This window comes from Mesorhizobium sp. B2-6-1 (assembly GCF_006440475.1).
Taxonomy (GTDB): domain Bacteria; phylum Pseudomonadota; class Alphaproteobacteria; order Rhizobiales; family Rhizobiaceae; genus Mesorhizobium.
The window spans coordinates 61,382-87,901 of record NZ_VFUH01000019.1 but is presented as its reverse complement, the minus strand read 5'-3'; the positions used below and the strand labels follow the sequence as shown (position 1 = coordinate 87,901).

Below are 26,520 nucleotides of genomic sequence, written 5' to 3'. Positions count from 1 at the left end.
CATGTCGCCCGTCGCCGGCTCGCCTCTCTCGGATCGTCTCGTCGTCGGCGTCGATATCGGCACCTCGGGCGCCCGCGCCGTAGCCATGCGTCCGGACTTTTCAATTGCCGGCCAAGCCGCCGTCCGCCTCGACGCATTTGGCCAGGATCCACGCAGTCCGGCGGCCTGGTGGCAAGCGGTCCGGGCAGCGCTGGCGGAGTTGATTGCGGGCATCGACCGGATCACGGTCCGCGCCATCGCCGTGGATGGCACCTCGGGCACGTTGCTGCCGGTCGACGGTGCCGGACGGCCGCTCGCCGAACCGCTGATGTACAACGACAAGGTCGCCGGCGACGATATACTGGCCGCGATCGCGCGCGAGGCGCCGGCGGGCAGCGCCGCGCACGGTGCGACCTCAGGCCTCGCCAAGGCGCTTCACTTCCAGCATCTACCGGGCGTGGCGGCGGTGCTGCATCAGGCGGACTGGATCGCCGGACAGTTCTCGGGCCGCTTCAACGTCAGCGACGAGAACAACGCCTTGAAAACCGGCTACGATGTCGAGGCCCGCCGTTGGCCGGACTGGATCGCGGCGACCGGAATGCGCATGGATTTGCTGCCTGACGTCGTCGAGCCGGGCGACGTGACCGGCACGCTCACCGCGGCCATGGCGGATCTGTTCGGCTTGGCCCGCGACGTGACCGTCGTTGCCGGCACGACCGATGGCTGCGCCTCTTTCCTGGCGACGGGTGCCGCGGGGGTCGGCGACGGGGTCACGGCGCTTGGCTCCTCGCTTACCATCAAGATCCTGTCCGACCGGCCGATTTCGGCGCCGCGATACGGCATCTACAGCCACCGGCTAGGCAATGGCTGGCTGGCCGGCGGGGCCTCGAATTCCGGCGGCAAGGTGCTGGCGCAGCATTTCCCGCTCGCGCGCATCATCGAGCTCAGTGCCATGATCGACCCGGCGACCGAGACCGGCCTCGACTATTATCCGCTCGCCACATCGGGCGAACGCTTCCCCATCGCCGATCCGGCGCTCCCCCCGCGCCTCGTCCCGCGCCCGGTGGATGATGCCGACTATCTCAAGGCGATGTTCGAAGGCATGGCCGCGATCGAAGCGCTCGGCTATCGCCGGCTTGGCGAGCTCGGCGCGCCGGCGCTGACTTCGGTGCGCAGCGTCGGCGGCGGCGCGGCAAATCCTGCGTGGAGCGCGATCCGGCAGCGTAAGCTCGGCGTTGCGTTCGTGCCGGCTTTGTCGGACGAGGCCGCTGCCGGAACGGCGCGGCTGGCGTTGAAGGGTGCGAACGAGGCGGGGCTGCTATGAACCGGAAACTGGCTGAACGCCTCGACGGCATCGGACCGCTGGCGGAGCGCTACCAGGTCTTCCTGGTCGACCAGTTCGGCGTGCTGCATGACGGCTCGGCCCCCTATCCCGGCGCGGTGGCGGCCTTGGCGGCACTGAAGCGCGCCGGAAAGACCGTGGTGCTGGTCTCCAACTCCGGCAGGCGCGCCAAGCCCAACGAGGACCGTTTGCTGAGGCTCGGCTTCGAGGCCGGAAGCTGGGATCATTTCGTTTCCTCCGGCGAGGTGGCGTGGCGATCCTTCCACGAAATGGCGGCGACCGGAGCGTTGCGGCCCGGCACGAACTGCCTGTTGATCAGCCGCGATAATGACCGCACAGCGATCGAGGGCCTGCCTTTTGTGTTGACCGGAGCCGGCGATACCGCCAACCTGGTACTGATCGCGGCCAGCGAAGGCGACCGCTACGACCTGGACCATTATCGCCGCCTGCTGGCGCCGGCGGCGGCGCGAAAGGTGCCATGCTTCTGCACCAATCCCGACAAGATCATGCTGACGGCGGTCGGGCCTCGCTTCGGCGCCGGCGAGATCGCCGATCTCTACGAGAGCCTGGGCGGCAGCGTCACCCGCATCGGCAAGCCCGGTCCGGCGATTTTCGATGCCGCACTGGCGCTGGCCGGCGAGCCCGACCGTGCCAGCGTGGTCTGCGTCGGCGACAGTGTCGAGCATGACATAGCGGGCGGAAACGGCTCCGGCATCGCCACGGCGCTGGTCCTGAGCGGGATATTGGCGGACACTTCGGATCTTGTCGCTGTTTTCGACGAGGAGCAGGCCTGGCCGGACTACGTCACGGAGTCCTTCAGCTTCCGTTGACCGCCTCGAGCATGCGCCTTGCGCTCTCCTCGTCGGTGATCAGGATCGTCGGGGCGATCAAGTTCATGGCGCCGAGCAGCGCCGCTGTCTTCTCTTCGCCGCCGGACGTGAGAATGCGGATCGGCGCCTTGCGCAGCCGATCGACCTCCACTGACATCACATGGCTGTTGACGGGATGGTCGACCAAATCGCCATTGCGGTCGAAGAAATGGAACAGAAGGTCGCCAACGGCGCCACGCGCAACCAAGGCCTCGCGGTCCGCCTCCTTAAGAAAGCCGCCGCGAGAGAAGGTGGTGGCCGAAGCGATGCCGCCGACGCTCAGCAGAACGGCATCGAGCACGTTGGCCATCTCAAAAACTTCCTGCAGGCCGCAACGCTCGACCAGCGCGATCTTTGTCTCGACGCTGTCGACGACGGCCGGCGTCGGGATCAGATAGCCGTCGCCCTGGAAGATTTGGGCGAAGCGCCAGGCGAACTCGGCCGGGTTGTAGCGGCGCACGACGCCCACACCGCCCAGCAGCGAAATGACCTTGAAGTCGGTGAGCGATTTGGTGCTGATGAAGGGCAGGCTCGAGAAAAGCGTCTGACCCCAGCCGACGCCGACGCGCATGCCGGATTTCATCGTGTCGGACAGGAAAATCCCGGTCTTCGCGCTGATCGCGGGAATCGGATCGGCATTGGGCGCGGTCAGCGGCGCCACCAGCGCCTGCTTCAGGCCGAACGTGCGCTCCAGCGCGCGCTCCAGCCGCACGATCTCTGACAACTCGCTTTCGATGGTGATTTTCACCTCGTTGCGGGATCTCGCCTCCGCCAGCATGCGCACGATGGTGACGCGGCCGACGCCGAGCACGTCGGCTATCTCGTTCTGCGTCATCTGCTCGACGAAATACATCCAGGCGGCGCGGATCCGGAGGCGGTCCGTACGGCTCTCGTTGACGACCTGTTCGGGCGCCTCGGCCCCGCCGTTTTCGCTATCGCCCTGCCGTCGCCTGCCCAACTGTCTGTCTCCCCGCTCGGCGATGTAGGAGTCCCTCGCCGATTCTCCACGCTGGTTTAATATCGCCTATTGATCTACCAATCGATAGGAACAATGTAGGGTCAGCGGCCGGCTCTCGGCGGCCGAGGCCGGTAGACGTTTTCGAGGCGATTCGCGATGCTCCGACAAATCTCCAGGGATGTCCGCGTCAATTTGAAGGACCGGCTGCGCGACGTCCGCGACATCATTCGCCAGAGCCGCCACGACAGCGACAGCGAGGCCAATCTCGTGCGGGAAGCAACCAGCCATTTGCCGCCGTTCCCGGGCAAAGGCATCGAAGGCCTGCTCGGCCATGCCGCCAGTGCCGTCGACGAAGCCTTGTCGATCGCCGAATCCTTTGTCCCGCATGACCGCCCGACGAAGATCGACGGAACGACCGTGAAAGGCCTTGGCATCTATTTTCCGGCCGGCAACGAGGAACGCCGGTCGAGCGCCGAGCGCGTCTTCCGGCGCGACATGTACTATCTGACCAGGACCGTGCTCGCCGCCCTGAAGATCGACAATGCCCGGATCCACGAGGCGGATTTCGCCGCCGTCCACGCCGCCATGCGAAAACGCCACGCCGGTCTGCTGGCCGCGATACCCGCCAGACCCGGCCCCGCCGCGCTGCCGGCCGTCGCCGCTGCCTGTGCGGGGCTGCTGGTCGAGTGCCTCAACCACCGGCCTGTCCGCTTTGCCGAAGCCGAACCGGATGCAATCGGCGACCGGGCGCTGGACATAGCTTGCCTGGCCCCTGTCGTCCTGGCCTGCGGCCTGGCCACAACGGCCAGCGACGGTGCGCCGGAGCCCGACATGCTGGAGACCGCTGTTCTGGCGGCCGGCATCCGTCACGACCGCATCGTCAAGGCCTGTGCCAAGGCGAGCCCGGTCGATGAATTGACACCTGTCTTCGCCACCTTGCTTGCCCATCTGCCCTAGCTGCCGGTTCCGGTCGGGACTATCGCCCGGCCGCCATGGACGTGATGGTCTTCTTGGCGCGCTGGATCGAGGCCGGGCTCATCGAGAGCTCGGTCAGCCCCATCTCGAGAAAGGCCGGGATGAGATCCGGGCGGCCGGCCGCCTCGCCGCACATGCCCACCATGATGCCGGCGGCCACGCCGGCCTTTGCGGTCAACTCGATCGCCGACATGACGGCCGGGTTGGCGACATCATTGAGCTTGGCCACGGTCGGGTTGAGCCGGTCGGCGGCCATGATGTACTGGGTCAGGTCGTTGGTGCCGATCGAGAAGAACGACACTTCTTTCGCCAGCGCCGGCGCGATCAGAACGGCGGCCGGCGTTTCGATCATCACGCCGAGATCGAACGCCGCATGCGGCACGCCTTGCGCCTTCAGTTCCGCCGCGCATTCGGCAACCAGGACCCGCGTCTGCCGCACCTCCGATATGTCGGAGACCATCGGCAACATCACCTTGATGTTGCCGTGCACGGCTGCCCTGAGCAGCGCCCGTAGCTGGCGCTTGAAGATGTCGGGCCGGTCGAGGCACATGCGGATGCCGCGCCAGCCGAGGAAGGGATTTTCCTCGTCGGGAAATTCGATGCCGGCGATCGGCTTGTCGCCGCCTATGTCGAGCGTGCGCACGATGACGGGATAGGGCGCGAATGCCTTGGCCAGCGCCGCATAGGTCTCGGCCTGCATGTCCTCGGAGGGCAGATGCATATGGCGCATGAACAGAAGCTCGGTGCGGAACAGGCCGACGCCCATGGCGCCGGCTTCCTGCGCTGCCTCGATTTCCTCCAGCGAGCCGATATTGGCGGCGACCTCGATGATCCTGCCGTCCGCGAGTTTGGGCGTCACGGTCTTGAACACGGCCAGTCCGGCGCGCTCCTTGGCCGCCGCCTGGACGCGGGCGGCGAAGTCCGCGCGGGTCGCCGCATCGGGGTCGACGATCACCTGCCCGCCATTGCCGTCCACGGCCACTTCGCGCGCGCTGCGCAGGGCATTGATCTGGTCGCCAAGGCCCAGCACTGCCGGAATGCCGTGCGAACGGGCGATGATGGCAATATGCGAGGTGGCCCCGCCATGGCCGCATACCACCCCGCCGATGCGCTTCAGCGGCGCCCGCGCCAGGTCCCAGGCGCCGATATCGTCGGCGATCAGGATGGCGCCTTCGGGGATATTTTCGAGGCTGGCGTCATCCTGGCCGAGCAACGCCAGACAGATCTGTCGTCCGACCGCATGCACGTCGTCGGCGCGCGCGTTGAGATAGTGATCGTCGACCGCGCTGAAATCGGCGGCAATGGTGGAGGCGACGGTGATGACGGCCGAAACCGCATCGTTTCCGCTTTTGATCGCCTCCTCGGCCTCGCCGGTCAGGCTGTCGTCGGCGGCGATGTCCCGCAGCGCCGCGATGATGCCGCGATCTCCGGCGGACAGGGTGTCCTGCGCCAGCGCCTTGTCCATGCGCGCCTGAACGGCGGCGACGGCGGCGCGGAACCTGTCGATCTCGCCGGCGATCTCCTCCGCCCGCAGCATGCGGCCCTGTCCAGCGATGTCAGGTGGAAAATGCGCGAAGGCAGGCCCGATGGCGACGCCCTCGCTCGCCGCGACGCCGCGCAAACCGGCCGCGCCTGAAACAGCCGGTACGGGTTCGGACGCCGGCACAGTTTCCTCGCCCGTGTTGGCGGCCGATTGCGGATCGTCATCGTCGAGACCTGCCTTCGGGTTCTCGAGATAGCCGATCAGCGCCTCGATCGCTTCGATGGCGTCCGCGCCATTCGCCCGCACGGTGACTTCCTGGTTTTCCTTCACCGCCAGCAGCATCAGCTTGACCGAGCTCTTGGCGCTGACCGCCTTGCCGTCCTTGACCAGCTCGACATCGGATTCGAAACCCTTGGCAAGCTTGACGAAGCGCGTGGCGGGACGGGCGTGCAAACCTTCATGCACTCTGACGATGGTCGAGCGTTCCATGGCAAATACTCTGTTGTGGCGCCGCGCCGACATGGGTCGCGGCGCGAATGCTTCAGGCGGCGATGGTGATGATCGCGTCTGTCTTCAGGGCGGCCACGAGCGCTTGAGTGTCGACCTGCGAAGCGCAGATCTCGCCCGGCCGCTCGGCCTCGGTGGCGCCATTGAACGAGATGACGACATGCCCCATCTCGAGCACCTTGCTCCAGGCGCTGGAGCCGACCGCCGTGATTGTCGCGGAAACAGGTCCAAGGGTGATCAACGCGCCCTTCTGCGGCGCGCCTTCGCTGGGCCCGAGTTCCGTCTTGTGGAGCACGGAAACCTCGGCAAGCTCCGGCGGCGAGCCATCCGCGAACAGGATGAGCACGCCCCCTTCGGCAAGGTCCGCCACCTCAGGCCCGATGGAAGTGACCCGTGTTCTCAGCAGAACCGTCATATGGCGAACCTCATTTCCTTACTTTCCTCGAGGGGTTCACGGACACCATGAACCCCTCCATCTCCGTGCTTTGGCGCAATTCCCAAGGGAAAGCGCTACGCGCCTTTTTCCGGGAAAGCCGTTTCAGGCTTTCCCGGAATTTGCTTAGAACACGATCAGGCTGACGACCCAGGCGATCAGCACCGAGACCGGGCCCATGATCTGGCGGCTGATGAGAACCGCCGGGACGCCGATTTCGATCGTCTTGGGCTTGGCTTCACCGAGCGCCAAGCCGACCGGGACAAAGTCGCAGCCCACCTGGGTGTTATAGGCAAACAGCGCCGGCAGCGCCATCGCCGGCGAAATCGTGCCGTTGGCGATCTGCGGACCGATGATGGCGACGCCGATGACCTGCGCGATGACCGCGCCCGGTCCCAGGATGGGGGACAGGAACGGCAGGCCGCAGATGGCCGAGATGATCAGCAGGCCGACGATGTTGTTGGCGAGCGGTCCCATCGGCTGGGCAAGCACGTCGCCGATGCCGGTGTACAGGATCAGGCCGATGAGCATGGTCACGAAGGCCATGAACGGCAGCACGTTGCGCACCACCTGGTCGATCGTACGGCGGCCGGCATTGAAGAAGATGCCGACCACGCGGCCCATGACGCGGCCGATCGAGCTGATCAGGCCGATCAGCCCGCCTTCGCTCGGTAGCGGCTGTGGTGCCGCGGCCGCGGTGTTGTTGCCTGGACTCATCGATGCTGCTCCCCCCGCAGTGGTGACCGCCTCGGATCCGTCCGCCATTGTGACATTGGCCGGCTTCACGCCCGAAACGTAGATGTCCTCGGTGATGAACTGGGCGAGCGGCCCAGCCTGGCCGACCGGCGTCAGGTTGACGGTCGGGATGCGCTTGCGCGGATAGACGCCGCAGCGTGCGGTGCCGCCGCAGTCGACGACGACGACCGCCATCTCGCTTTCGATCGGCGGCGCCTTGAAGCCGTCGACGGCCGTAGCGCCGGTCATGTCGGCGATGAGCTGTGCCACGGGATGGATGCCGCCTCCGGTGACGGAGACGATCTTGTCGCGCTGTCCGGTCGGCTCGATGACGAGCGGGCCGCCCCAGCCCGTGGAGCCCCGGGAGATCCTTACGGCTTTGTATGTCTTGGCCATGATGTCCTCCCCGCCCTTACAGCTCGATGCCCTGGCGGCGTGCCATGATGGCGGTGATGCGCTCGGTCAGCATGCCCTTGAGCAGGATGACGACGAGGCCGACGATGGCGTACCAGATTGCCACCTTGACGTGATAACCTCCGGCGACGACACCCCGCTTCTCGAGGTCGAGCAACGCCACCAGCATGCCGCCCCAGACGAAGTATTCGCCGGGGTTGATATGCGGGAACAGGCCGAGCGGCGGATGCACATAGGAGACAGCCGCGTCATAGAAGGCGGGCTTGTGCTTTTCTTCCAGGAACGATCCGAAGGTGTAAGCCATCGGGTTGGTGAGGAAGAACACCGCCAGCAGAGGCAGCAGCGTATAGCGGGTCAGCGCGATCCTGCCGGCGCCGCGTGCCAGGCCGTGGACGCGCTCCTCGCCGACCAGTTCGGTGACGGCGTAGAAGGCGGTCATCAGCACCACCAGTGTCGGGATGATGCCGGTGACGAAGCCGGCGAACACTTCGCCGCCTTTCTGGAAGATGCCGATGAAGTATTTGCCGATTGCGGTCAGCCAGCCGAGTTGCTCTTCCTGCTGCACATTTTTCAGCTGTTCCTTCAGCTGATCGGCGGTGACAGGCGCGCTGTCGGTCTGCGCCTGCGCCAACACCACGAGATGATCGGTGGCATGCTCGACGCCGAGCCTGCCGTGCCAGGCAGCATCCGAGACCATGGTGCCTGCAACATGCAGGTTATGCACGGCCATGTCGGCATGCTGCGCCAATAACGAAAATACAGACATTTCTCCTCCTTATGCCGCCCGCCGGTTGATCCCGGCCGGTGCGCGGCGTCCTCTAGGCCCTTGCTACGTTCAAGCCGGACAAGCCCGGCTTCTTCCCCGGCTCCGACCGTGCTTTGTCGATCTGTTCGATCGCCCGTTTCACGGCCTCGGCCACACCGGGTTCCCCCTCCCCCATGATCGCAGGGTTGGACCGGAGTTGATCGAGGGGAACACCCTCGAATTGTTGATGTCGTTTGAATTTGGTGAACACCGAGCGCCCGCTCATGACCATCATGCGGCGCACGATCAGGTCCGGCGTCACCACGACGAGCGCGATGGTGCCCTTGGCCAGCCGGCCGCGAAAATTGCCGGCCCCGACGAAGCCATCCTTGTACTGGTCGGTGACGCCCCGGAAGACATCCGAATAGTGCCGCATCTGCAGCCAGACGCCGAGCGACTGCAGCGCCCACACGATAACCAGAAGAAGCAGTCCCCACTGCCAAATCGCCATTCGGTTCTCCTCCCGAAGCCTTCATTGAACCGCATCTTGGACGGATGCGCGACAACAGCAAAGTGAGAACATTTGTTTCCGAGAATGTCAATATGTATGATATTGACCTCGGTCACGGTCATCCACAGGGCCGTCGGCCGATTTCGGCGACGGCACGGTTGTGCTAGCCTGTCGTCAAACGGGATATGTGAAATGGAACTGCCCTTCAGGGATGAACTGGCCCTTATGCCCGACCTTCGCCATCGGTTGCGGCAATTGCGCTGGTTCCGCGCCACGTTTCGCGGCAGCGCCAAGGTGGTGTCCGACACATTCGGCGTGCGTTTTGAAATCGACGAAGCCAGGCTCACAAGGGCTTTTCTCGACTGGGTCGAGATCATGGAGGCGCAGAAGCGTTTCGCCGCGATCGACCGCGCCGACTTCATCGTCTTTGCCGCCGGCCTCGTGCTGCGCGAACTGATACGGCAGGCGCCGGCCAGGGAAGTCTCCGGCCTCAGCCATCTCGTCGAGACCGAGCAGAATGCCGGCACGCTGGAAATCGTCCGCTTCTGGCCTGAGGGGTTCCTCTACACCAATTATTGCGTTTCGGTGATTTCGGCGATCTACGAGCAGGAATTCGGCTCAGCGCCCAGCATCGACAAATGCGCCGACGACCTGCGCACATGGTGGTCCTATCGCGAGAACGTGACCGAGATGCCGGCCTATGCCGTGGCTTTCCTCGACCGCTTCCTTGGCGCCGAACCGAACTGGATCACGCCGGATCGCGCGCAATCGCGGCAGGCCATGCAAAGGGCGCTTGGGTCGGCCCGGGCCAGCGATGCGCTACGCCAGCTTTGACAGATTTTGGCGCCCGACCACCACGCTATTGAACATTTGACTTTTTGCCGGTAGCAAAGTGCAAAACTCCGGGGAGAAGCGCGTGGCGCGATCAAGGCCTATCATTTTCGATTGCGACGGCGTTCTCGTCGACAGCGAACCGCTGGCCGCGAGGGCCTATGAGCGCGTCTATGAAAAGCACGGCATGCCGGGCGTGCACGGCGGCATCATCGCTCAGTGCATCGGCATGAAACAGTCCGACATCATCGTCAAAATCAGGGAATTGACCGGCCATCAGTTTCCGGCGGCGGCGGATGGCGACATCTGGACCGAGACCAGGATCCTGTTTTCGCAGGAACTGAAGCCGACACCAGGAATCGCCGCGTTTCTGGAGGCGCTTGAGGGCGACCGCTGCGTTGCCTCGTCGTCCTCCGTCGAGCGCATAAACCACAGCCTGGCAGTGACGGCGCTGGCACGGTTCTTCGGCGACGCAATTTACAGCTCCTCGATGGTTAAGAACGGCAAGCCCGCGCCGGACATTTTCCTGTTCGCCGCGGCAAAGAGGGGCGCCAATCCGGCGGACTGCATCGTCATCGAGGATTCGCCCTTCGGTATCCAGGGCGCGGTTGCCGCCGGCATGACGGCGATCGGCTACACCGGCGGCGGCCACACCTATCCCGAGCATGGCGCGCGACTGAAGGCGGCCGGCGCCGATTTCGTCTGCACCGACTGGCAAGAGATCAGCCGGCAATTGTCCGGGCTCGGTGTCCCCGCCTAAGAGCTTGTTCTAGCGAGTGGGTAGTCCAAGCCGAACCCATTCGTCGGGCGGGATTACAGATCCGACACGTAGGCCGAACGACAAAACCCTGGTCACATCGCTGTCGACCTCGCAGCGGAAGCCCAGATGGTACCACGTGCCCGTTGCGCGGAAAGCGACATCCGGGGCGTTGAGAATATTGCCGGCCTTCAGCGGCACGCTTGGGATCAAGTCGGGGAAATAAGAGGCGTCCAGCAATTGCTGCTGCAATGCGCTGGCGCAAAGTTTGGCACCACGCTGGGCGCGCGGCACGCCGCCCATCGAGGTCGTGGCCAGCGCATCGCCGGTAGCGTCTTGCGAATAGAGCTTGCGAACGCCCGGAAGCCCGGAATAGCGACGCGACGCGGCACTGGCGACATCAGGGGAAGCTGGGTCTCCCGCGCTCCCCTTGGGGGACTTCGAGACCTTTGAAGAGCCGGGCTTCGGCGCATTTGCGGGTTTGGGCGTCGGCTTTTCAGCCGATATGGGAAGCTCGACCTCAGTGTCGCCGTCATCGGCGGCCAACGGCGGTGCCGCGGCCGTTTGCTTGTCGGCGTCGGGGGTTTCCGCCTCCTCAGCATCCTTCAGGGACTCGGCATCCTTCGCGGCGGTTGCCGGCTTCTCGCCGGCCTCGGGCAACTCTGCCCGCTTTTCGGTGGCCGCCGGCGCGCCAGACTTGGTCTCCGCAGGCTCAGGTGTCACAGGCGGCTTCGACGTCTCCTCCTTGGCAGGCGCTGGCGAATTGTCTTGAGCGCTGGCTCCGTCCAGGGATTTCCTGGGGCCGGCGTCCTTGTCGCCGAACTGAAAGACAGGTCTCAAGGTCTCGATCGGCGGCGTCTTGCGCGGCTGCTTTGCGGGCGGTTCTTCAGCCTTCGTTTCCGGCGGCTTCTCGGCTTTGGGCTCCTTTGGCGGTGCGGGAGCAGGTTTCGGTTTTGGCTGATCGGGCGGAGGCACGAGCGCGACATTTACCGGCTGGTCCTGCTGCGGCTCTTGGGCTGGCCTCGGCAGGTTGTAGAACACCAGCGCTGCGAGGAGCGCATGCAGGATCAGCGATGCGGGCAGCGCCCACAACAGATCCCGACGCCGCTCTCGTGCCTCGTCCTTCATGCTGACCGATGTGGAATGAAATAGCGGCGGCTTCAAGCATAGGCTTTGGATTGATGCAATTTAACCGCTGCACAGCTCGGTGATCTGGATGATCCGCGCCGCCGCGCCGCCCGTCGAGGCGTTGGCACGGCTGGTCGAGCGACCGTACCGTCCTGAATATTCGCAACGACCCTGTTCTGTGACGAGTGACTAGCCTTGCCGCTGGGACTGGATCCCGTCCAGAAACCGTCCGTCCAGCCGCGTTTCGCCAAACCAGTTCAGCCGGTTGATGCTGACGAAGCCGGCATCGATCGCCTCGTTCTCGTCGCCCGGCTCACTTGCGTGAGCGCGGCCGCGCGGGACTGCGATGACGGTGCGGTCGCCGTCACTCTCCAGGATTTCAGCCTTGCGGCCGATCTTGTCGCGGCCGATGCGCGGCTGCCGAATCCCGGCCGGCAGCGAAGCCGGCAGGTTGATGCTGAGCCAATGGCCATCCGCCGCCCACTCTTCACGCGACCGCCAGAGCGAGGCGATCAACGCGCCGAGCCACTCGTCGTCGACACCGCTGAAGTCCGGATTCTTCACCCGGGAAAAGCCGATCGCCGGAATACCCCAGAATGTCGCCTCGCGCGCAATGCCCAGCGTCCCGGAATAGGCAAGGTCCTCGGCGACGTTGCGCCCGTCATTGACGCCCGCCAGAACCAGGTCGGGCTTTTGGCCATCCGCGAACAGCCAGGCCATCGCGCTCACCACGCAGTCGGCCGGAGTACCGGAACACGAATACCAGCCGGGCTTGACGCGCCGCATGATCAACGGCCGCGCGATCGTCAGCGATGCGCCCGCGGCGGTGCGCTTGCCGTCGGGTGCCACCACCCACAAATCGTCGCTCAGGCTGCCGGCCGCCTTGACCAGCCGGGCAAGGCCCGGCGCCTCGATGCCATCATCGTTGCAGATCAGGAGTCTCATGTCTCTTTTCCTCGGCGCACCGTGATGCTCTGGCCGGTGCGGCATTGCGGGCGCAGCGACGGAATATGGGCTTTCAGATCGTCAAGGAGTTCGCTCGCGCAGGAATGACCGAGCGCCTCCGGGCGCCCTGCCTTCTCCCAGATATCGACATTGCCCGACAGCGTTGGGTGGGTGGGCATGCGCACCCAGTCCGCCCGGCCGGCCTTGTGCAGCAGATCGCCGGGGGAGCCGGAGGGCAGATGCCCGGTCAGCAACACCGGAAAGCCGGCCCGGTCGGCGCGCGGCAGCAGGCGGGACGAAGGCCCGGCCTCGCCCATGCCGTCATCGGCCAGCAAGGGCAGCGAGGGCAGCGGGTCGGCGTCGGTCCAGTCTGCGGCACTACCCAGCCGCAAGCGCAGCATCTCGGATACGCCAGGCAGCAGCGCTGAAGTGGCGGCGATCTGCGCTTCGAGCGAAGCACGCATGCCGGCGTGGATGGCGAAGGGTCCCGGCAAGGCCGCGATCAATTCCAGCGACCGCCCCGACAGCGGCGTCGGCAGAAGGCATCCGTTCGAATGGCGCGCCACCCAGCCCGAAATGGCCTCGGCGCGCGCCGCACCCGGCACGGGATCGGCGCCATAGGACGCGTCGAGAACGAGAAGATCGCATTCGGGGATCGCGTCCATCACGAAGACATTGCTGTCCGGCACCACGTCGGCCGAATAGACGACGCGGCTCTTGCCATCGTCGACGGCAAACCAGACGCCGCCGACGACATGTCCCGACCTCCCCGTCCTGACCGTGAGATTGCCGCTCTTCAGCAAATCGCCGGGTTCGAAAATCTCGATGCGATCTTCCGGAAAGGGAAATCGCTTGAGATCCCCGGGATCGGCATAGCCGGCGAGCGTGGCCGGAGCCTCGGCGCGGGTTTCGGCCGTCATGAAAATCGGACCGGCATAGCCGCGCGACAAAAGCCAGCTCAGAGCACCGACGTGATCCTCGTGCGCATGCGAGACAAACAACGCGTCGATGTCGGCGATCGACCCGTCAAGTGCCGGATAGTACTCCGCCCCTGTGGCCCCGACCTTGATGCCGATATCGAGCAGGATGCGATCGTTTCCGCTGCGGACGGCAACGCTGGTGCGGCCCTTTTCGCCGAAGCCGCCGGCCAGGTCCAGCTTCATCACGACGCCGCCTCCGCCGGGATTACCCAGCCGGACTTAATGCGCAGGCGCGCCTGGGCTCCGCTCTCCAGCACGACCGGGTCGGGCTGCTCGAAATGCAAGGTAAGATCAGGTCCTGCGGAAGGCGTAAATTCGATGCGCGCCGAGCCACCCTGGTAGATCACCCGCTTGACGAGGCCATCGAAGCCGGGGCCGTCCGGCGAGACGTCGAGATCGGCCGACCGGCAGCAGATCCTTGCGCCGGCGCGCGGCCGCTCGCCTGCCCGGCAGCGGACGACCAGCTCGGTTCCGAGAACCCGGACCTTGCAATGACCGGCTTCCTCGGCGTTCAGCACGTCGGCCGGAAGCAGAATGCCCTGTGAAATGAAGGAGGCCACCATTTCATTCGCCGGCTCATGATAGAGCTCGCGCGGCGTCGCGAGCTGGACCAGGCGACCGTGATCCATCACCGCGATGCGATCGGCCAGCGCCATGGCCTCGGCCTGATCGTGGGTGATGTAGACGATGGTCGTGCCGGTGCGCTTGTGAAAGGCGGCGAACTCGTCCTCCATCGAGGCCCTGAGATGCACGTCGAGATTGGCGAGTGGCTCGTCGAACAATACCAGCGAGGGCGCGGCGACCAGGCAGCGCGCCAGGGCCACGCGCTGGCGCTGGCCGCCGGAGAGGTTGGCCGGCCTACGGTCTCCTAACCCCTGTAGATTGACCAGGGCCAGCGCGTCGGCAACCTTCTGGCGGGCGACCGCCTTGTCCAGCTTTGCAACCTTGAGCGAATAGCCGATGTTCTCGGCGACCGTCATGTGCGGCCACAATGCGTAGTTCTGGAAGACGATGCCGACCCGCCGCTTCTCTGGCGGAACGCTGCCGCCTGCACCCGACACGACCTCGCTGCCAACGCGGATTTCGCCCGACGTCACCTTCTCGAAGCCGGCGACAAGCCGCAGCAACGTCGTCTTGCCGCAGCCGGAAGGCCCGAGCACGGCAAGGAATTCGCCATCGCCGACATCGATCGAAACGTCCTTGACCGCATCGAACTCGGCGAAGCTCTTGGTCACATGGTCCAGGGTCAATCGCGCCATGGCAGAACTCCACTCGGAAGATGAGGGGCAAGCAGGTTGGTCACCAGCATCAGCACGAAGGTGACCGCGACCGTGATGACGGACATCGCCGCCGCGTAGTTGGAATCGCCGCCCTGTTCGAACGAGAACATCACCACGCCGATTGTCTCGGAACCCGACGACCACAGCAGCGCCGAGACCGTGAGCTCGCTGAGCGCCGTCATGAAGATCAGCAGGCCGCCGGCGATCGCCGCCGGCGCCACCAAAGGAAAGACGATGGTGCGCATGCGCGTGAACAGGCCGGCGCCCGCCACTTGGGCAGCCTCCTCCAGCGTCCGGTCGATCTGGTGATAGCCGCTGATGGTCGGCCGCAAGGCCAGCACCAGGAAGCGGGCGAGATAGGCGTAGAGGATGATCCAGACCGTGTTGTAAAGCTGTATGCCGGTCAGCGGGATCGGCCGCAGGAACAGCAGCAGCGATGCGATCGCCAGCACCACGCCGGGCAAGGCATAGGGCAGTTCGACCGAAAGATTGAGCAGCCGCACCCAGCGCTGCTTGCCCCAGGCAATGAGATAGCCGATCGGCACGGCGACGAGGACCGCGAAGAACGCGGCGGCGATAGACAGCCAGAAGCTGTTGAAGAAGGCGCGGCTGGCGGCAGCGTGCTCGAACAACACGAAACGGTAATTGTCGAGCGTCGCCGTCTTGGCGCTGAGCGCGATGCCGTAGCCGGGAACCAGCGACGTCAGCACCAGCCCGAACAGCGGCAGGAACAACACCAGTACGACCAGCAGCCACATGCCGGCCTGGACGACCGGACGCCAGCGGCCAAGCTCGTAGGGCTCGGCGGGCAGCGAGGTGGAGCTGATGCGGTAGTCGCGGCGCCGGCTCATGACCTCCTGGGCGATAATGCCGGCCATGGCGATGATGCCGATCAGCACCGACAGGAACGCCGTCTCGCCGAGCACGGCCGGCCCGCCGCCGGCCAGTTTTTGATAGATCAAGGTCGGCAGCACGAGATAATTGGCGGGAATGCCGAGAAAGGCGGGAATGCCGAAATTGCCGACGCAGGACACGAAGGCCAGTGCCGCTGCCGCCATGATCGACGGTGTCATCAGGGGTAGCACGATGGTGACGAGCACGGTGAACCAGCTCGCGCCGCCGGCTCGCGCCGCCTCGACCAGTTCGCGCGGCAGCTTGCGCAGGCCGGCGCGCACCAGCAGGAACACCAGCGGGCCATACTGCACGCCGAGCAGCAGGATGATGCCCGACGTGGAATAGAGCGGGTTTTTGGTGCCCAGCGGCGGTGCGGCGCCGAACAGCTTGAGGAACGGGCTGGCCGGTCCGAACAGTTGCAGCCAGGCAAGCGCCGTGACCTGCGGCGCGATCATCAGCGGCATGACGTAGCAGAGCACCAGCGCGCTTCGGCCACGTATGTCGGTCAGCGTGATGAGCACCGCCACCAGCGTTCCCGACAGCACGGCAAGCACCGTGCCGCCTATGCCGACGACAAGCGTATGCCAGGTGGCGATCCAGGTCGCCGGACTTCTCAGTCCGGCCTCCAGGGCCATCGTCGACACCGTGCCGCCGGGTGCCACGATTTCCTTGATCAGGCGCAGCATCGGCAGCAGGGACAGCAGCACGATGACGACGGCTACCGCCGCCGTCAGGACCATTTCCTGGCCCCGGCTTTCCCTGATCGTTGATGGCATCGTTGCTTTCCTGAAATTCGACCAGCGCGCAGTGGGAATGCCGCCGAAGCGGCATCCCGGCCGGATCGCCGAGCCTTGTCAGCCGCCGAACAGTTCCGAGAACTTCGCCTTGTCGGCATCGGTCTTGGCGACGATTGCCTTGGTGTCGAACGACATCACCTTGACCTTGACGCCTTCCGGCAGCCATTCGGGCCGGCCGACCGAGGCCCGTGCCGGCAGGTAGCCCATGGAAAGCGCCAGCTTCTGGCCTTCGTCCGAAAGAATGAAGTCGACGAACTTCTTGGCGCCGTCGACATTCTTGGCCGTCTTCATGATCGCGACCGGTTCGGTCACGGCCGGCACGCCTTCGCTGGGGAACACGAATTCCACCGGCGAGCCCTTCTTCTTGGCGTTCATCGCCATGAAGTCGACGACGATGCCATAGGGCTTCTCGCCTGATGCCACGGACTTCAGCACCGCACCGTTGCCGCGCACGCTGACGGTGTTGTTGGCCTTCAGCTTCTGGAAGAAATCCCAGCCGTAGTCGGCATCGCCGGCGAAGCCCGAAAGCAGGTAGGCGGCGGCACCTGAATAGAGCGGGCTCGGCATGACGAGACCATCGGCATAGGCCGGCTTGGCGAGATCGGCCCAATGCTCGGGTTTTTGCGCAGCCGCGGTGTTGTAGACGATGCCGGTGGTGATCAGCTTGCTGCCGAAATAGGTCTTGTCGGCGTCGTAAGCATCCGGCTCGATGCCGTCGAGCTTTGCCTCGGGATAAGGCAGCAGCCGGCCATCCTTCTTCAGCAACTCCATCGAGACCGCATCGGCGATCAACAGCACGTCGGCCTGCGGGCTGCCGGCGGCGAATTCGGCCGCCATCTTTGTGAGGATGTCGCTGGTACCGGAACGATAGATGGCCACGTCGATGCCGGGCTGCGCCTTCTTGAAGGCCTCCACGGTCTTGGCCGCGTCGGCTTCCGGCTGGGATGTATACAGCGTCAGGGTTTCGGCGCCGGCTATGCCAGCAAACAAAGTTGCCGCGAGCGCCAGCTGGCTGCCCAGCAGCTTGATGAATAGCGTCTTCATAAGACCTCCTGTCCTGTCTGTGCACGACCGGTCCGGCCCCGGCCGGTTCCCTGTCTCTTCCTCCCTGCACGGCGCATATGACTGGTGGATGACACAGCGCGTGAGATATACAAAATATGTTCATATGTTCGATGTCAATTACAAATGAACAAAACTGTGCAACAATCGACACGCCGGACATCCGGCGCCAGTTGACACGCGGCCGGCCTTTCTCCGAAGAGGCGATGCGGGGCCCAGGCCAAGGCTCATGAGGACGAAAGGCGATGCCCGTGGAAAAACCCAGACCGGCCCGCTCCGGATTGCCGATGGTGTCGTCGGATCTCAACGTCAAGACGGCGTGGCTCTATTATGTGGAGGGCTTCACGCAGGAGCAGATCGCCGAGAAGCTCGATGTCTCCAGGGTGAAGGTCATGCGCACGCTGGCCGCGTGCACGGCCGAGGGCATCGTCGTCACCATGATCAACGCGCCGACCGCCGAACAGGTGGCGCTCGAACGGGAACTGGAAAAATGCTGGGGCCTCAACGCGGCGGTCGTCATCCCGACACCCTCGGTGCACGAGCATCTGGAAAAGTCGATCGGCCATGCCGTGGCGGCCTATCTCGGCGAGCAGATGCAGGATGGCATGACCCTGGCGATCGGCGGCGGCGCGACCCTGCATGCCAGTTTGGGCTTTCTCGCCCGCCGGCAGTTGAAGCGCGCCTCGGTGGTGGCGCTCGTCGGCAGCCTGCCGCATTCGCAATGGATCAATCCGTCGATCGTCGCCGCCAAGGTCGCCGATGTCTTCGAGGTCGACAGCTACCAGATCACCGCGCCTGTGACGGTGGACGATCCTTCGCTTCGCGATCTCCTATGGGCACAGCCGCCCCTGCAGGACGTGCGCCGGCGCGCGGCGGCGGCCGACATCGCCCTGCTCACCGTGGGTGATATTTCGCCCGACGCCACCATCTTCCGGCACGGCATCGTGCCGTCATCGCTGATCGCATCACTGAAGGCAAAGGGCGCCGTCGCCAACATGTTGTGCTATTTCGTCGACGCCGCCGGCAATCTGGTCGATCATGAGGTCAACCGGTGCATCATGGCCATCGATCTGAAAACGGTCGGCCAGGTGCCAAATGTCGTGCTGGCCGCCGGCGGAAAACGCAAGGTGGCCGCGATCCTCGCCGCGCTGAAGGCCGTCAGCACCAATGTGCTGATCACCGACAGCGATACGGCGACGGCGCTGCTGGCAAAGGCTGGCTAGGAGAGCTTTCGAATCGATCGTCGCTCGAGCTAAATGAGTCCACGTTCGCGCAAGAAATCCTCGACGCCGACATGGGTCATCGATTCGAATTCGGCGATCGCCTCGGCCACCCGTCTGCGCTGGGCCGCCAGCAGCATGAACACCTGCTTCATCTCGCCGGAAACGCCGAAGCGGCCCCAGCGCTCCGCGATATGCGCAGGCAAGCCGCTATCGGCGCAGAACGCATCCAGGCTCTCATAGCCGAGACTGGCGACGAGTTGCTTGGTTTCGTCCCCCGACATACGCGGCTCGAAAGCGTGATCGTGCAGGCGCTGCGCCACCAGCTTGATGTCGGACGGAGACGCGCCCATCACCTTGCCGAACAGGGTCTTGACGTCGGATGGATCGAATGCGGGCATGCGGACCTCCCTTGATCACAGTCCACCTGAAACATGGGCGAAGGGTTCGCGCCTGACAAGTCGATTCTGTGGTGAGCCGGCGCATCATTCGACGCCGGTTCACATCAACGTGACTTACACCAGCATGCCCATCGGGTTTTCGATCAGCTTCTTGAAGGCGACCAGCAGTTCGGCGCCAAGCGCTCCGTCGACGGCGCGATGGTCGGTCGACAGCGTCACCGACATCACCGTGGCGATTCTGATCTCGCCGTTCTTGACCACCGCCCGCTCCTCGCCGGCACCCACCGCCAGGATCGTCGCATGCGGCGGGTTGATGACGGCGGCGAAATCCTTGATGCCGAACATGCCGAGGTTCGACACCGCCGTGGTGCCGCCTTGATATTCCTCCGGCTTCAGCTTGCGGCTGCGCGCGCGGCTGGCCAGGTCCTTCATCTCGTTGGAGATCACCGACAGCGTCTTTTCGTCCGCCTTGCGGATAATCGGCGTGATCAGGCCGCCGGGGATCGACACCGCGACGCCGACATCGGCATGCCTGTGCTTGACCATGGCGCTTTCGGTCCACGAGGCATTGGCATCCGGCACCGCCTTCAGGGCCATGGCCATCGCCTTGATCACCATGTCGTTGACCGAGAGCTTGTAGGCGGGCGCCTCGCCCTTGTCGGTCTTCTTTACCGGTGCGGCCGCATTGAGCTGCGTGCGCAGCGAAAGCAGCGCATCGAGCTCGCAGTCGAGCGTCAGGTAGAAATGCGGGATGGTGGTCTTGGCCTCGACCAGCCGGCGCGCGATGGTTTTGCGCATATTGTCGTGCGGCACCAGCTCGTAGGAACCTTCCTCGAACAGGCGCAGCACGTCCCCCTCCCCCTTGAAGAGAGGGTGGCCGGCCGCAGGCCGGTCGGGTGGGGTTGCTTCGACGGGGCTCGGCGCAAAAGCGGTGCCTCCTGAGACGACCCCCTCCGTCCGCGTCGCGGACACCTCCCCCTCGAGGTGGGAGGAGAGTACCGCATCGATATCCGCCTTCACGACGCGGCCATGTGGGCCTGTGCCTGGTATGCCGGAGAGATTCAGTCCTGCTTCACGAGCCAATCGACGCGCCAAGGGTGTAGCGCGGGTTTTCCCCTCCCCCTCGAGGGGAGGGTGGCCGGCCAAAGGCCGGTCGGGTGGGGTCGGTTCGACCGGGCTCAGCGCCAGAGTGGTGCTCAAGGACTTGGCGGTGCCTTCTGAGGCAACCCCCTCTGTCGACTTCGTCGACATCTCCCCCTCACGGGGCGAGATTGGCGCCTTGTCCTGCTTGGCCCCGTAGCTTTCATCATCGGCATAGATCCACGCAACCGGTGCGCCGACGGGGATATCGACGCCTTCCTTGCCGGAGACATCGCGCAGGATGCCGCTGGCCGGCGCGTCGATTTCCATCGCCGCCTTGTCGGTCTCGATCTCGAACAGCACGTCGCCCTTCTTGACCCGGGCGCCTTCCTCGGCGAACCAGCGCGAGATCTGTCCGGTCGCCATGTCCATGTCGACCTTGGGAAGAATGACTTCGGTCGGCATGTCTCAGCGAACCCCTCTCACGAGGTCGCGCGCGGCGGTGATGATGCCGGGAACCTGCGGCACCGTCGCTTTCTCCAGCTCCGGATTGTACGGGATCGGCGTCTCCGCGCCGCCCAGCCGCACGATCGGCGCGTCGAGATAGTCGAACGCCTCGCTCTCGGCGATCATGGCGCTGACTTCGGCGCCGATGCCCAGCGTCTTGACCGCCTCGTAGACGCACATCAGCCGCGACGTCTTCTTGACGCTGTCGATGACGGTCTGCTTGTCCATCGGCCGGATCGTCCTGAGGTCGACGACTTCGACGTCGATGCCTTCCGCTTCTAGCGCGGCCGCGGCGTCGAGCGCCTTCTGCACCATGATCGAGGTGGCGACGATGGTGAGATCGCGCCCTTCGCGGCGGATATCGGCCTTGCCGATCGGCACCGTGTAGTAGCCTTCCGGAACCGGGCCCTTCATCTTGTAGAGCAGCTTGTGTTCGAAGATCATCACCGGATCGGGATCGGCGACGGCAGCCAAAAGCATGCCCTTGGCATCGTGCGGCGTCGCCGGCTGGATGACCTTTAGGCCCGGCACATGGCCGAGCCAGGCCTCCAGGCTCTGGCTGTGCTGCGCGGCGGCACCGGTGCCTGAACCGGCAGGAAAGCGCATCACGACGGGAACGGAAACCTCGCCGCCCAGCATGAAGCGCATCTTGGCCGCCTGGTTGACGATCTGCTCCATGGCGAGCGTGGCAAAGTCGGAGAACTGGAACTCGAAGATCGGCCGCATCCCGGTAAGCGCCGCACCCACCGCGACGCCGGCGCCGCCCAGTTCCGAGATCGGCGTGTCCATCACTCGGTCCGCGCCGTAGCGCTCGACCAGATCGCCGGTCACCTGGAAGGCGCCGCCATAGACGCCGATGTCCTCGCCCATCAGGAAGACGCGTTCGTCCATGTCCATGGCGATCGCCATGGCTTCCTGGATCGCCTGGGCGTAGCTCAGTTCACGCACCATCGCGTCCATCACGCCTGCTCCGTATAGACATAATTTCCGGTCTCGCTGACGTCAGGCGACGGGCTCGCCTTGGCGAACTCGATGCCGTCGGCGATCTCCTTGGCCACCGCTTCGCGGATCGCCTCGATGCCCTTGTCGTCGATGAAGCCGAAGTCGCGCAGTTCGCTTTCGAACAGGGTGATCGGATCGCGGTTCGACATCCAGTCCTCTATCTCCTCCTTGGTGCGATAGCGGTTGCGGTCGCTCTTGGAATGGCCGCGATGGCGGTAGGTCTTGGACTCGATCAGCGTCGGCCCCTCGCCCGCGCGGGCGCGCTCGACGGCCCTGTAGGACGCCTCGGCGACCTCCGAAAAAATGTTGCCGTTGACGATGACGCCGGGCATCGAATAGGCGGCGGCGCGCTCGGCGATGTTCTTGACCGCGGTCGAGCGGGCCGTCGACGTCGACATGCCGTAGCCATTGTTCTCGCACACGAAAATCACCGGCAGCTTCCAGATCGCCGCCATGTTGAGCGCCTCGTGGAAAGCGCCCTCATTGTTGGCGCCGTCGCCGAAGAAGGAGACCACGACCTTGCCGGTCTTCATCATCTTGGAGGAGAGCGCCGCCCCGACAGCGATCGGAATGCCGCCGCCGACAATACCATTGGCGCCCAGATTGCCCTTGGCGACGTCGGCGATATGCATCGAGCCGCCGCGACCCTTGCAATAGCCCGTGGTCTTGCCGAAGAACTCGGCGAACATGCGCTTGACCTCGGCGCCCTTGGCGATGCAGTGGCCGTGGCCGCGATGCGTCGAGGTGATCTGGTCATCCTCGCCGAGCGGCATGCAGATGCCCATGGCGCTGGCTTCCTGGCCGATCGACAGATGCATGGTGCCGTGGATGAGGCCGCGCGTGTAGCTCTCCTCCGCGCCCTCTTCGAAGCGGCGGATGAGGTACATCTTGTAGAGCACCTGTCTGAGCTGCTCGGCGCTGTACTGGCGATAGACGAAGGGCAGGTTGGCGCGGCTGTCCGCGACGGCTTTGCTGGCTGCGGCCATGATCACGCCTCCACGGTTCCGTAGACGAGCTTGTCCTGGCGCGCGCGCAGTTCGGCGATCTTGGAGCCGGGAGCCGGGGCGGCATTGGCGTAGGTGATGAGCTCGCCCTTCTTGATCGGCGCCGTCACCGAACCGCCTTGCAGCAGGCCGCAGGGAATGGCCCTGGCGGCATGTGCTTCCGGCGCCGTCATGATCCAGGCGCGGTAGCAATATTCGCCGATCGCATCGAGTTTCTCGCCCGGCTTCATGTCCTTCTTGGCCACGGCTGCGACTTCGGCCACCGGCTTTGCCAGCGGCACCATGTCGGCCTTGCCGTAGAGCACGACGCGGGCGCAGGTCAGGGGCACTTCGAGCGAGGTCAAATGGTAGGGCCGATGGAAGGTGAAGTACGGGCCCTTGCCCATCTTCAAATCTTCCATGCGCTCCGAAATGCGCGGATGCGACATGTCGGCGACGACGAACACGCCGGGCGCGACACCCTTGCCGATCGAATAGTCGACGACGCCGACCTTCGACAGCACGCCGCCGTCCTTCTGCGGCACCAGCACCTTGGACAATTCGCCGAGCGTCGCCGCCGGACCATGCATGCCGGCCTTGTCGGGCACCAGCCCGGTGGCGTTGGCGATCGCCGCCATCTCGACCATGGTCTTGGAGCCGTCGACGAACTCGACCAGCATGCGCACATTCATGTGCCGGCGCTTGGCTTCCTCTTCATAGTCGGGCGGCGTGGCGTCGATGTTGAGCGGATTGTTCTTGCCCTTGCCGGCGGCGACGATCGGATGGCCCATGGCCGAGACGAATTCGATAAGCTCCATGCAGGAAGACGGCTCGTCGCCGGCGCCCAGCGAATAGGTGACGCCGAGCCGGTCGGCCTCGCTCTTGAGATAGGCGCCGATGGTGACGTCGGCCTCGACATTCATCATCACCAGGTGCTTGCCGTGCTCCATGGCGCGCAAGCCGATCTCGGCGCCGACGACGGGAACGCCGGTGGCGTCGATGACGACATCGATCAGGTCATTGTTGATGACCAGGCTGGCGTCGTTGGTGACCGCCACCTTGCCGGCCTCCATGGCGGCCGTCATCGCCGAGGCGTTCGACACTTCGCGCGCATGCCCGGTTTCCTGGAAGGCGATATCCACGGCCTTGCTGGCGGCGGGCAGGTTCAGCTCGGAAATGGCGCCGATCTCGATGCCGGACATATGGGCGACGCGGGTGACGATGTCGGTTCCCATCTCGCCCGAACCGATCAAGCCGATGCGGATTGGCTTGCCCGACTTGGCCCGCACCTCGAGATCACGGGCAAGGCCCGTCAACGAAACATTGGAAGCCATATCGCTCATTCCTCCCGTAATGCTGCTATTCAATCACCTGACGGGTATTGAACATCTGTATTTCTGTCAAGACTAATGTCCAGATTTGATGCGCTTTTGCAGCACTTCCCAGCATCACGAGCAAGGTGGGAAAGCCGGCAAATCCGACAACCAAACGGCTCGCGACGGTTCGACGCATTCGGGCCCGGAAAAACTTCAACCGTGAGCGCGCTTGATGGCGAGAGAAGGGGCGCCCCCTGCTTAAGTGCTAGCCAACCGGAAAATCGTGGAAATGGATGATGGTGCTGACCGGAATGCCGCGCCATTTGCCGGCGATCAGCCGGTGGACACGTCCGGCGAAGATGTGACGGACACTGCCATGGCGTTGGAATAGCTCTTGAAGGGCATCGGCGTCGGTTAGCGTGACCTCGTCGAGCACCGGCATGTGGATGCCGAACGGCGGGTGGTGCATAAACAGGAGGACCGACCGGTCCTGTGCCTCTTGCAACCGCTTGCCGGCGCCTGCGGCATCAGCCGGGAACAGAACGCCTCGCCTGGGCTTTACTGTGCCGTCCAGCCGCCGTCCATCGGCAAGGTCGTGCCGGTGATCTGCCTGGCTGAATCCGAGCACAGGAACAGCGCCAGGGCGGCAAGGTCCTCGACGGCGACGAATTCCTTTGTCGGCTGTGCGGCCAGAAGCACATCGCGCTTGACCTGTTCCTCGGTCATGCCGCGCGCCTTCATGGTGTCGGGGATCTGCTTCTCGACCAGCGGCGTCCAGACATAGCCGGGCGCGATCGCGTTGACGGTGATGCCGTCCTGCGCGACTTCCAGCGCCACCGTTTTGGTCAGGCCTGATATGCCGTGCTTGGCCGAGACATAGGCGGATTTGAACGGCGAGGCGACGAGCGCATGCGCCGAAGCCGTGTTGATGATGCGGCCCCATTTGCGGCTCTTCATGCCGGGCAGCGCCGCTTTTATCGCGTAGAAGGCCGACACCAGGTTGATGCGGATGATCGCTTCCCATTTGTCGTCCGGGAATTCCTCGATCGGCGCGACATGCTGGATGCCGGCATTGTTGACCAGGATGTCGAGGCTGCCGAACGCCTCTTCCGCCTCATGCACCATGGCGCTGACCGCCGCGCCGTCCATCATGTTGGCGTCGGAGTAGCGGCATTTGACACCGAAATCCTTCTCGATGCCGGCGCGCTCCTGCTCGATCGCCGTGGCCTCGCCCAGGCCGTTGATGGTGAGATTGGCGCCTTCGGCGGCGAAGGCGCGGGCGATGGCCAGGCCGATGCCGCTGGTCGAGCCGGTGACGAGGGCGTTTTTCGAAGACAGGGAAGCCATGGCGATCTCGCGAGAAGTAGGAGGGAAGATGACGATATAATTGTGCGTCGCAGCATGATAATGACAGAGCCTCGCGCAAAGAAAAAAGCAGCGCCGGCGACCGGCCTGCCTTTTTTTCTGAAAGTGCCTGCCCCGGCTCAGAACACCTGGTGAAAGATGATGAACAGCACGAAGGCCAGCGTGATCGAGCACGGCAGCGTCAGCACCCAGGCCAGCAGCAGGTTGCGCACCGTCGACCATTGCAGGCCCGAGCCATTGGCGGCCATGGTTCCGGCGATGCCGGACGACAGCACATGGGTCGTCGACACCGGCAGGCCGAGCCTGTCGGCCATGCCGATGGTCACCATGGCGACGAGTTCGGCCGCGGCGCCCTGGCCATAGGTCAAATGGCCCTGATGGTCCGTCAGGGTCGCTTGGCCCGGGCAGGACCGACATCGGGCGATCCGGCGATTTCCAGCAGCGACGACACCAGCAATTGCCGCTCGTCTGGGGAAAGCACATCCGCGTCGAACAGATTCATGCTGCGCAGGCCCTCGATGGCGAGATAGCAGACCAGCAGCGATTTGAGATCCGGCGTCTCGCTCTTCAGTCGTTGGAAGAGTTGTCGCTTGAACGTCTTTATGGGCGACATGAAGTCCGGATCCTCGGCGATCGCCGAAAATATCCACGACGCCGATGGCTGCTTGTCCTCGCAATCCTTGGCCGAAAGCCTGATGTAGACGGCGAGCGGATTTGCGCCATTGTCGTTGCTGCTGGCGGTCTCCAGCGCCTGCTCGAACTCGCGCAGATAGCCTTCGACCAGGCCCTGCATCAATTTGGCCTTGGTCGGGAAATTGTAGAGCAGTCCGCCCTTCGATACGCCGGCGCGGCTGGCGACGGCATCCAGGGACAGGCTACCGGGGCCGGATTCCCGTGCGACGTCCGCCGCCGCAGCGAGAATCCTCTCGCGCGAGTTCGTTCGTTGGGCTTTCATGGCGCCTCCCATCGCAAGCTTAGGCCCAATTGACAAGACCGTCCAGACGGTACAGTAAGACCGCGG

General features: G+C 64.6%; 26 protein-coding genes and 1 pseudogene. 6 read left to right on the top strand and 21 right to left on the bottom strand.

The window, feature by feature from the left end:
• Window position 1: 1 nt before the first annotated feature.
• Together FJ443_RS28205 and FJ443_RS28200 are read left to right on the top strand one after the other, a co-directional pair.
• On the top strand, window positions 2-1,303 hold the full coding sequence (locus FJ443_RS28205; RefSeq protein ID WP_140666478.1) for an FGGY-family carbohydrate kinase: 1,302 nt from the start codon (window positions 2-4) through the stop codon (window positions 1,301-1,303).
• A complete protein-coding gene (locus tag FJ443_RS28200) occupies window positions 1,300-2,151 on the top strand; it encodes a TIGR01459 family HAD-type hydrolase (RefSeq protein WP_140501596.1) in 852 nt (283 codons plus the stop codon). The genes FJ443_RS28205 and FJ443_RS28200 overlap by 4 nt, the downstream gene beginning before the upstream one ends.
• Here FJ443_RS28200 and FJ443_RS28195 read toward each other — a convergent pair.
• On the bottom strand, window positions 2,138-3,148 hold the full coding sequence (locus FJ443_RS28195; protein WP_140501598.1) for a sugar-binding transcriptional regulator: 1,011 nt from the start codon (window positions 3,146-3,148) through the stop codon (window positions 2,138-2,140). The two genes, FJ443_RS28200 and FJ443_RS28195, sit on opposite strands and share 14 nt — an antisense overlap.
• Window positions 3,149-3,304: 156 nt before the next feature.
• Between FJ443_RS28195 and FJ443_RS28190 the strand changes: the two genes are divergently transcribed.
• Window positions 3,305-4,105, top strand: a complete 801-nt coding sequence (locus FJ443_RS28190; RefSeq protein ID WP_140501600.1) for a hypothetical protein — start codon at window positions 3,305-3,307, stop codon at window positions 4,103-4,105.
• A gap of 19 nt (window positions 4,106-4,124) precedes the next feature.
• Here the strand turns inward: FJ443_RS28190 and ptsP are convergent, their stop codons facing one another.
• From ptsP to FJ443_RS28165, 5 genes are all read right to left on the bottom strand, one after another.
• Window positions 4,125-6,095, bottom strand: a complete 1,971-nt coding sequence (gene ptsP / locus FJ443_RS28185) for a phosphoenolpyruvate--protein phosphotransferase (RefSeq protein ID WP_140561614.1) — start codon at window positions 6,093-6,095, stop codon at window positions 4,125-4,127.
• 52 nt (window positions 6,096-6,147) lie between these two features.
• Window positions 6,148-6,528 carry a PTS glucitol/sorbitol transporter subunit IIA gene (locus FJ443_RS28180; protein WP_140561612.1) on the bottom strand — a complete coding sequence of 127 codons (381 nt, stop codon included), beginning with the start codon at window positions 6,526-6,528 and terminating at the stop codon, window positions 6,148-6,150.
• A gap of 144 nt (window positions 6,529-6,672) precedes the next feature.
• Entirely contained in the window at window positions 6,673-7,677 is a 1,005-nt protein-coding gene (locus FJ443_RS28175; protein ID WP_140666476.1) for a PTS glucitol/sorbitol transporter subunit IIB, read from the bottom strand.
• A gap of 16 nt (window positions 7,678-7,693) precedes the next feature.
• Window positions 7,694-8,461, bottom strand: a complete 768-nt coding sequence (locus FJ443_RS28170) for a PTS glucitol/sorbitol transporter subunit IIC (RefSeq protein ID WP_140501608.1) — start codon at window positions 8,459-8,461, stop codon at window positions 7,694-7,696.
• Window positions 8,462-8,513: 52 nt separating this feature from the next.
• Window positions 8,514-8,951, bottom strand: coding sequence for a transcriptional regulator GutM (locus FJ443_RS28165; protein ID WP_140501610.1), 438 nt, complete (start codon window positions 8,949-8,951; stop codon window positions 8,514-8,516).
• Window positions 8,952-9,143: 192 nt separating this feature from the next.
• Between FJ443_RS28165 and FJ443_RS28160 the strand changes: the two genes are divergently transcribed.
• Both FJ443_RS28160 and FJ443_RS28155 read left to right on the top strand, forming a co-directional pair.
• Entirely contained in the window at window positions 9,144-9,785 is a 642-nt protein-coding gene (locus tag FJ443_RS28160; protein ID WP_140517923.1) for a hypothetical protein, read from the top strand.
• An 82-nt stretch (window positions 9,786-9,867) separates the two neighbouring features.
• Complete coding sequence (locus FJ443_RS28155) at window positions 9,868-10,542, top strand: HAD family phosphatase (protein WP_140525806.1); 675 nt, start codon at window positions 9,868-9,870, stop codon at window positions 10,540-10,542.
• 9 nt (window positions 10,543-10,551) lie between these two features.
• On the opposite strand, the gene FJ443_RS28150 is transcribed toward FJ443_RS28155, so the two are convergent.
• From FJ443_RS28150 to FJ443_RS28125, 6 genes are all read right to left on the bottom strand, one after another.
• Window positions 10,552-11,703, bottom strand: coding sequence for a DUF930 domain-containing protein (locus tag FJ443_RS28150; RefSeq protein ID WP_348641940.1), 1,152 nt, complete (start codon window positions 11,701-11,703; stop codon window positions 10,552-10,554).
• A 153-nt stretch (window positions 11,704-11,856) separates the two neighbouring features.
• A complete protein-coding gene (locus FJ443_RS28145; protein ID WP_140666474.1) occupies window positions 11,857-12,612 on the bottom strand; it encodes a 5'/3'-nucleotidase SurE in 756 nt (251 codons plus the stop codon).
• A complete protein-coding gene (locus tag FJ443_RS28140; RefSeq protein WP_140666496.1) occupies window positions 12,609-13,775 on the bottom strand; it encodes an MBL fold metallo-hydrolase in 1,167 nt (388 codons plus the stop codon). The genes FJ443_RS28145 and FJ443_RS28140 overlap by 4 nt, the downstream gene beginning before the upstream one ends.
• Entirely contained in the window at window positions 13,775-14,851 is a 1,077-nt protein-coding gene (locus tag FJ443_RS28135; protein WP_140666472.1) for an ABC transporter ATP-binding protein, read from the bottom strand. The genes FJ443_RS28140 and FJ443_RS28135 overlap by 1 nt, the downstream gene beginning before the upstream one ends.
• Window positions 14,839-16,542, bottom strand: a complete 1,704-nt coding sequence (locus tag FJ443_RS28130) for an iron ABC transporter permease (RefSeq protein WP_140517918.1) — start codon at window positions 16,540-16,542, stop codon at window positions 14,839-14,841. The genes FJ443_RS28135 and FJ443_RS28130 overlap by 13 nt, the downstream gene beginning before the upstream one ends.
• A 78-nt stretch (window positions 16,543-16,620) precedes the next feature.
• Entirely contained in the window at window positions 16,621-17,607 is a 987-nt protein-coding gene (locus FJ443_RS28125; protein WP_140666470.1) for an ABC transporter substrate-binding protein, read from the bottom strand.
• 263 nt (window positions 17,608-17,870) lie between these two features.
• On the opposite strand from FJ443_RS28125, the gene FJ443_RS28120 reads away from it, so the two are divergent.
• A complete protein-coding gene (locus FJ443_RS28120) occupies window positions 17,871-18,848 on the top strand; it encodes a sugar-binding domain-containing protein (RefSeq protein ID WP_140666468.1) in 978 nt (325 codons plus the stop codon).
• Window positions 18,849-18,877: 29 nt separating this feature from the next.
• Here FJ443_RS28120 and FJ443_RS28115 read toward each other — a convergent pair whose 3' ends face one another.
• The 9 genes and pseudogenes from FJ443_RS28115 to FJ443_RS28075 all read right to left on the bottom strand — a co-directional run bounded on the left by FJ443_RS28115 (window position 18,878) and on the right by FJ443_RS28075 (window position 26,454).
• Window positions 18,878-19,246 (bottom strand): hypothetical protein, encoded by a 369-nt coding sequence (locus tag FJ443_RS28115; RefSeq protein WP_140666467.1) that lies wholly within the window; start codon window positions 19,244-19,246, stop codon window positions 18,878-18,880.
• A 114-nt stretch (window positions 19,247-19,360) separates the two neighbouring features.
• Window positions 19,361-20,791, bottom strand: coding sequence for a pyruvate dehydrogenase complex dihydrolipoamide acetyltransferase (locus FJ443_RS28110; protein WP_140666466.1), 1,431 nt, complete (start codon window positions 20,789-20,791; stop codon window positions 19,361-19,363).
• A gap of 3 nt (window positions 20,792-20,794) precedes the next feature.
• Entirely contained in the window at window positions 20,795-21,793 is a 999-nt protein-coding gene (locus tag FJ443_RS28105) for an alpha-ketoacid dehydrogenase subunit beta (protein ID WP_140558466.1), read from the bottom strand.
• Window positions 21,793-22,821 (bottom strand): thiamine pyrophosphate-dependent dehydrogenase E1 component subunit alpha, encoded by a 1,029-nt coding sequence (locus tag FJ443_RS28100; protein ID WP_140666465.1) that lies wholly within the window; start codon window positions 22,819-22,821, stop codon window positions 21,793-21,795. Before FJ443_RS28100 ends, FJ443_RS28105 begins: the two co-directional genes overlap by 1 nt.
• Window positions 22,822-22,823: 2 nt before the next feature.
• Window positions 22,824-24,152 (bottom strand): NAD(P)H-dependent oxidoreductase, encoded by a 1,329-nt coding sequence (locus FJ443_RS28095; protein ID WP_140666464.1) that lies wholly within the window; start codon window positions 24,150-24,152, stop codon window positions 22,824-22,826.
• Between the two features lie 247 nt (window positions 24,153-24,399).
• Window positions 24,400-24,576 carry a hypothetical protein gene (locus FJ443_RS28090; RefSeq protein ID WP_224619737.1) on the bottom strand — a complete coding sequence of 59 codons (177 nt, stop codon included), beginning with the start codon at window positions 24,574-24,576 and terminating at the stop codon, window positions 24,400-24,402.
• Window positions 24,577-24,692: 116 nt separating this feature from the next.
• Window positions 24,693-25,481, bottom strand: coding sequence for a 3-hydroxybutyrate dehydrogenase (locus tag FJ443_RS28085; RefSeq protein WP_140666463.1), 789 nt, complete (start codon window positions 25,479-25,481; stop codon window positions 24,693-24,695).
• Window positions 25,482-25,618: 137 nt separating this feature from the next.
• Window positions 25,619-25,870 (bottom strand): annotated as a pseudogene (locus FJ443_RS28080) (inorganic phosphate transporter); the annotation flags it as partial.
• A 14-nt stretch (window positions 25,871-25,884) separates the two neighbouring features.
• Window positions 25,885-26,454 carry a TetR/AcrR family transcriptional regulator gene (locus FJ443_RS28075; protein WP_140517913.1) on the bottom strand — a complete coding sequence of 190 codons (570 nt, stop codon included), beginning with the start codon at window positions 26,452-26,454 and terminating at the stop codon, window positions 25,885-25,887.
• Window positions 26,455-26,520: the final 66 nt, after the last annotated feature.

Bases quoted from the DNA above. Each gene is read 5' to 3' on its own strand.
- FJ443_RS28205 (WP_140666478.1), top strand. From the start codon at position 2: ATGTCGCCCGTCGCCGGCTCGCCTCTCTCGGATCGTCTCGTCGTCGGC.
- FJ443_RS28200 (WP_140501596.1), top strand. From the start codon at position 1,300: ATGAACCGGAAACTGGCTGAACGCCTCGACGGCATCGGACCGCTGGCG.
- FJ443_RS28190 (WP_140501600.1), top strand. From the start codon at position 3,305: ATGCTCCGACAAATCTCCAGGGATGTCCGCGTCAATTTGAAGGACCGG.
- ptsP (WP_140561614.1), bottom strand. From the start codon at position 6,095: ATGGAACGCTCGACCATCGTCAGAGTGCATGAAGGTTTGCACGCCCGT.
- FJ443_RS28180 (WP_140561612.1), bottom strand. From the start codon at position 6,528: ATGACGGTTCTGCTGAGAACACGGGTCACTTCCATCGGGCCTGAGGTG.
- FJ443_RS28175 (WP_140666476.1), bottom strand. From the start codon at position 7,677: ATGGCCAAGACATACAAAGCCGTAAGGATCTCCCGGGGCTCCACGGGC.
- FJ443_RS28170 (WP_140501608.1), bottom strand. From the start codon at position 8,461: ATGTCTGTATTTTCGTTATTGGCGCAGCATGCCGACATGGCCGTGCAT.
- FJ443_RS28165 (WP_140501610.1), bottom strand. From the start codon at position 8,951: ATGGCGATTTGGCAGTGGGGACTGCTTCTTCTGGTTATCGTGTGGGCG.
- FJ443_RS28160 (WP_140517923.1), top strand. From the start codon at position 9,144: ATGGAACTGCCCTTCAGGGATGAACTGGCCCTTATGCCCGACCTTCGC.
- FJ443_RS28145 (WP_140666474.1), bottom strand. From the start codon at position 12,612: ATGAGACTCCTGATCTGCAACGATGATGGCATCGAGGCGCCGGGCCTT.
- FJ443_RS28140 (WP_140666496.1), bottom strand. From the start codon at position 13,775: ATGAAGCTGGACCTGGCCGGCGGCTTCGGCGAAAAGGGCCGCACCAGC.
- FJ443_RS28135 (WP_140666472.1), bottom strand. From the start codon at position 14,851: ATGGCGCGATTGACCCTGGACCATGTGACCAAGAGCTTCGCCGAGTTC.
- FJ443_RS28130 (WP_140517918.1), bottom strand. From the start codon at position 16,542: ATGCCATCAACGATCAGGGAAAGCCGGGGCCAGGAAATGGTCCTGACG.
- FJ443_RS28125 (WP_140666470.1), bottom strand. From the start codon at position 17,607: ATGAAGACGCTATTCATCAAGCTGCTGGGCAGCCAGCTGGCGCTCGCG.
- FJ443_RS28120 (WP_140666468.1), top strand. From the start codon at position 17,871: ATGCCCGTGGAAAAACCCAGACCGGCCCGCTCCGGATTGCCGATGGTG.
- FJ443_RS28115 (WP_140666467.1), bottom strand. From the start codon at position 19,246: ATGCCCGCATTCGATCCATCCGACGTCAAGACCCTGTTCGGCAAGGTG.
- FJ443_RS28110 (WP_140666466.1), bottom strand. From the start codon at position 20,791: ATGCCGACCGAAGTCATTCTTCCCAAGGTCGACATGGACATGGCGACC.
- FJ443_RS28105 (WP_140558466.1), bottom strand. From the start codon at position 21,793: ATGGACGCGATGGTGCGTGAACTGAGCTACGCCCAGGCGATCCAGGAA.
- FJ443_RS28100 (WP_140666465.1), bottom strand. From the start codon at position 22,821: ATGGCCGCAGCCAGCAAAGCCGTCGCGGACAGCCGCGCCAACCTGCCC.
- FJ443_RS28095 (WP_140666464.1), bottom strand. From the start codon at position 24,152: ATGGCTTCCAATGTTTCGTTGACGGGCCTTGCCCGTGATCTCGAGGTG.
- FJ443_RS28090 (WP_224619737.1), bottom strand. From the start codon at position 24,576: ATGCCGGTGCTCGACGAGGTCACGCTAACCGACGCCGATGCCCTTCAA.
- FJ443_RS28085 (WP_140666463.1), bottom strand. From the start codon at position 25,481: ATGGCTTCCCTGTCTTCGAAAAACGCCCTCGTCACCGGCTCGACCAGC.
- FJ443_RS28075 (WP_140517913.1), bottom strand. From the start codon at position 26,454: ATGAAAGCCCAACGAACGAACTCGCGCGAGAGGATTCTCGCTGCGGCG.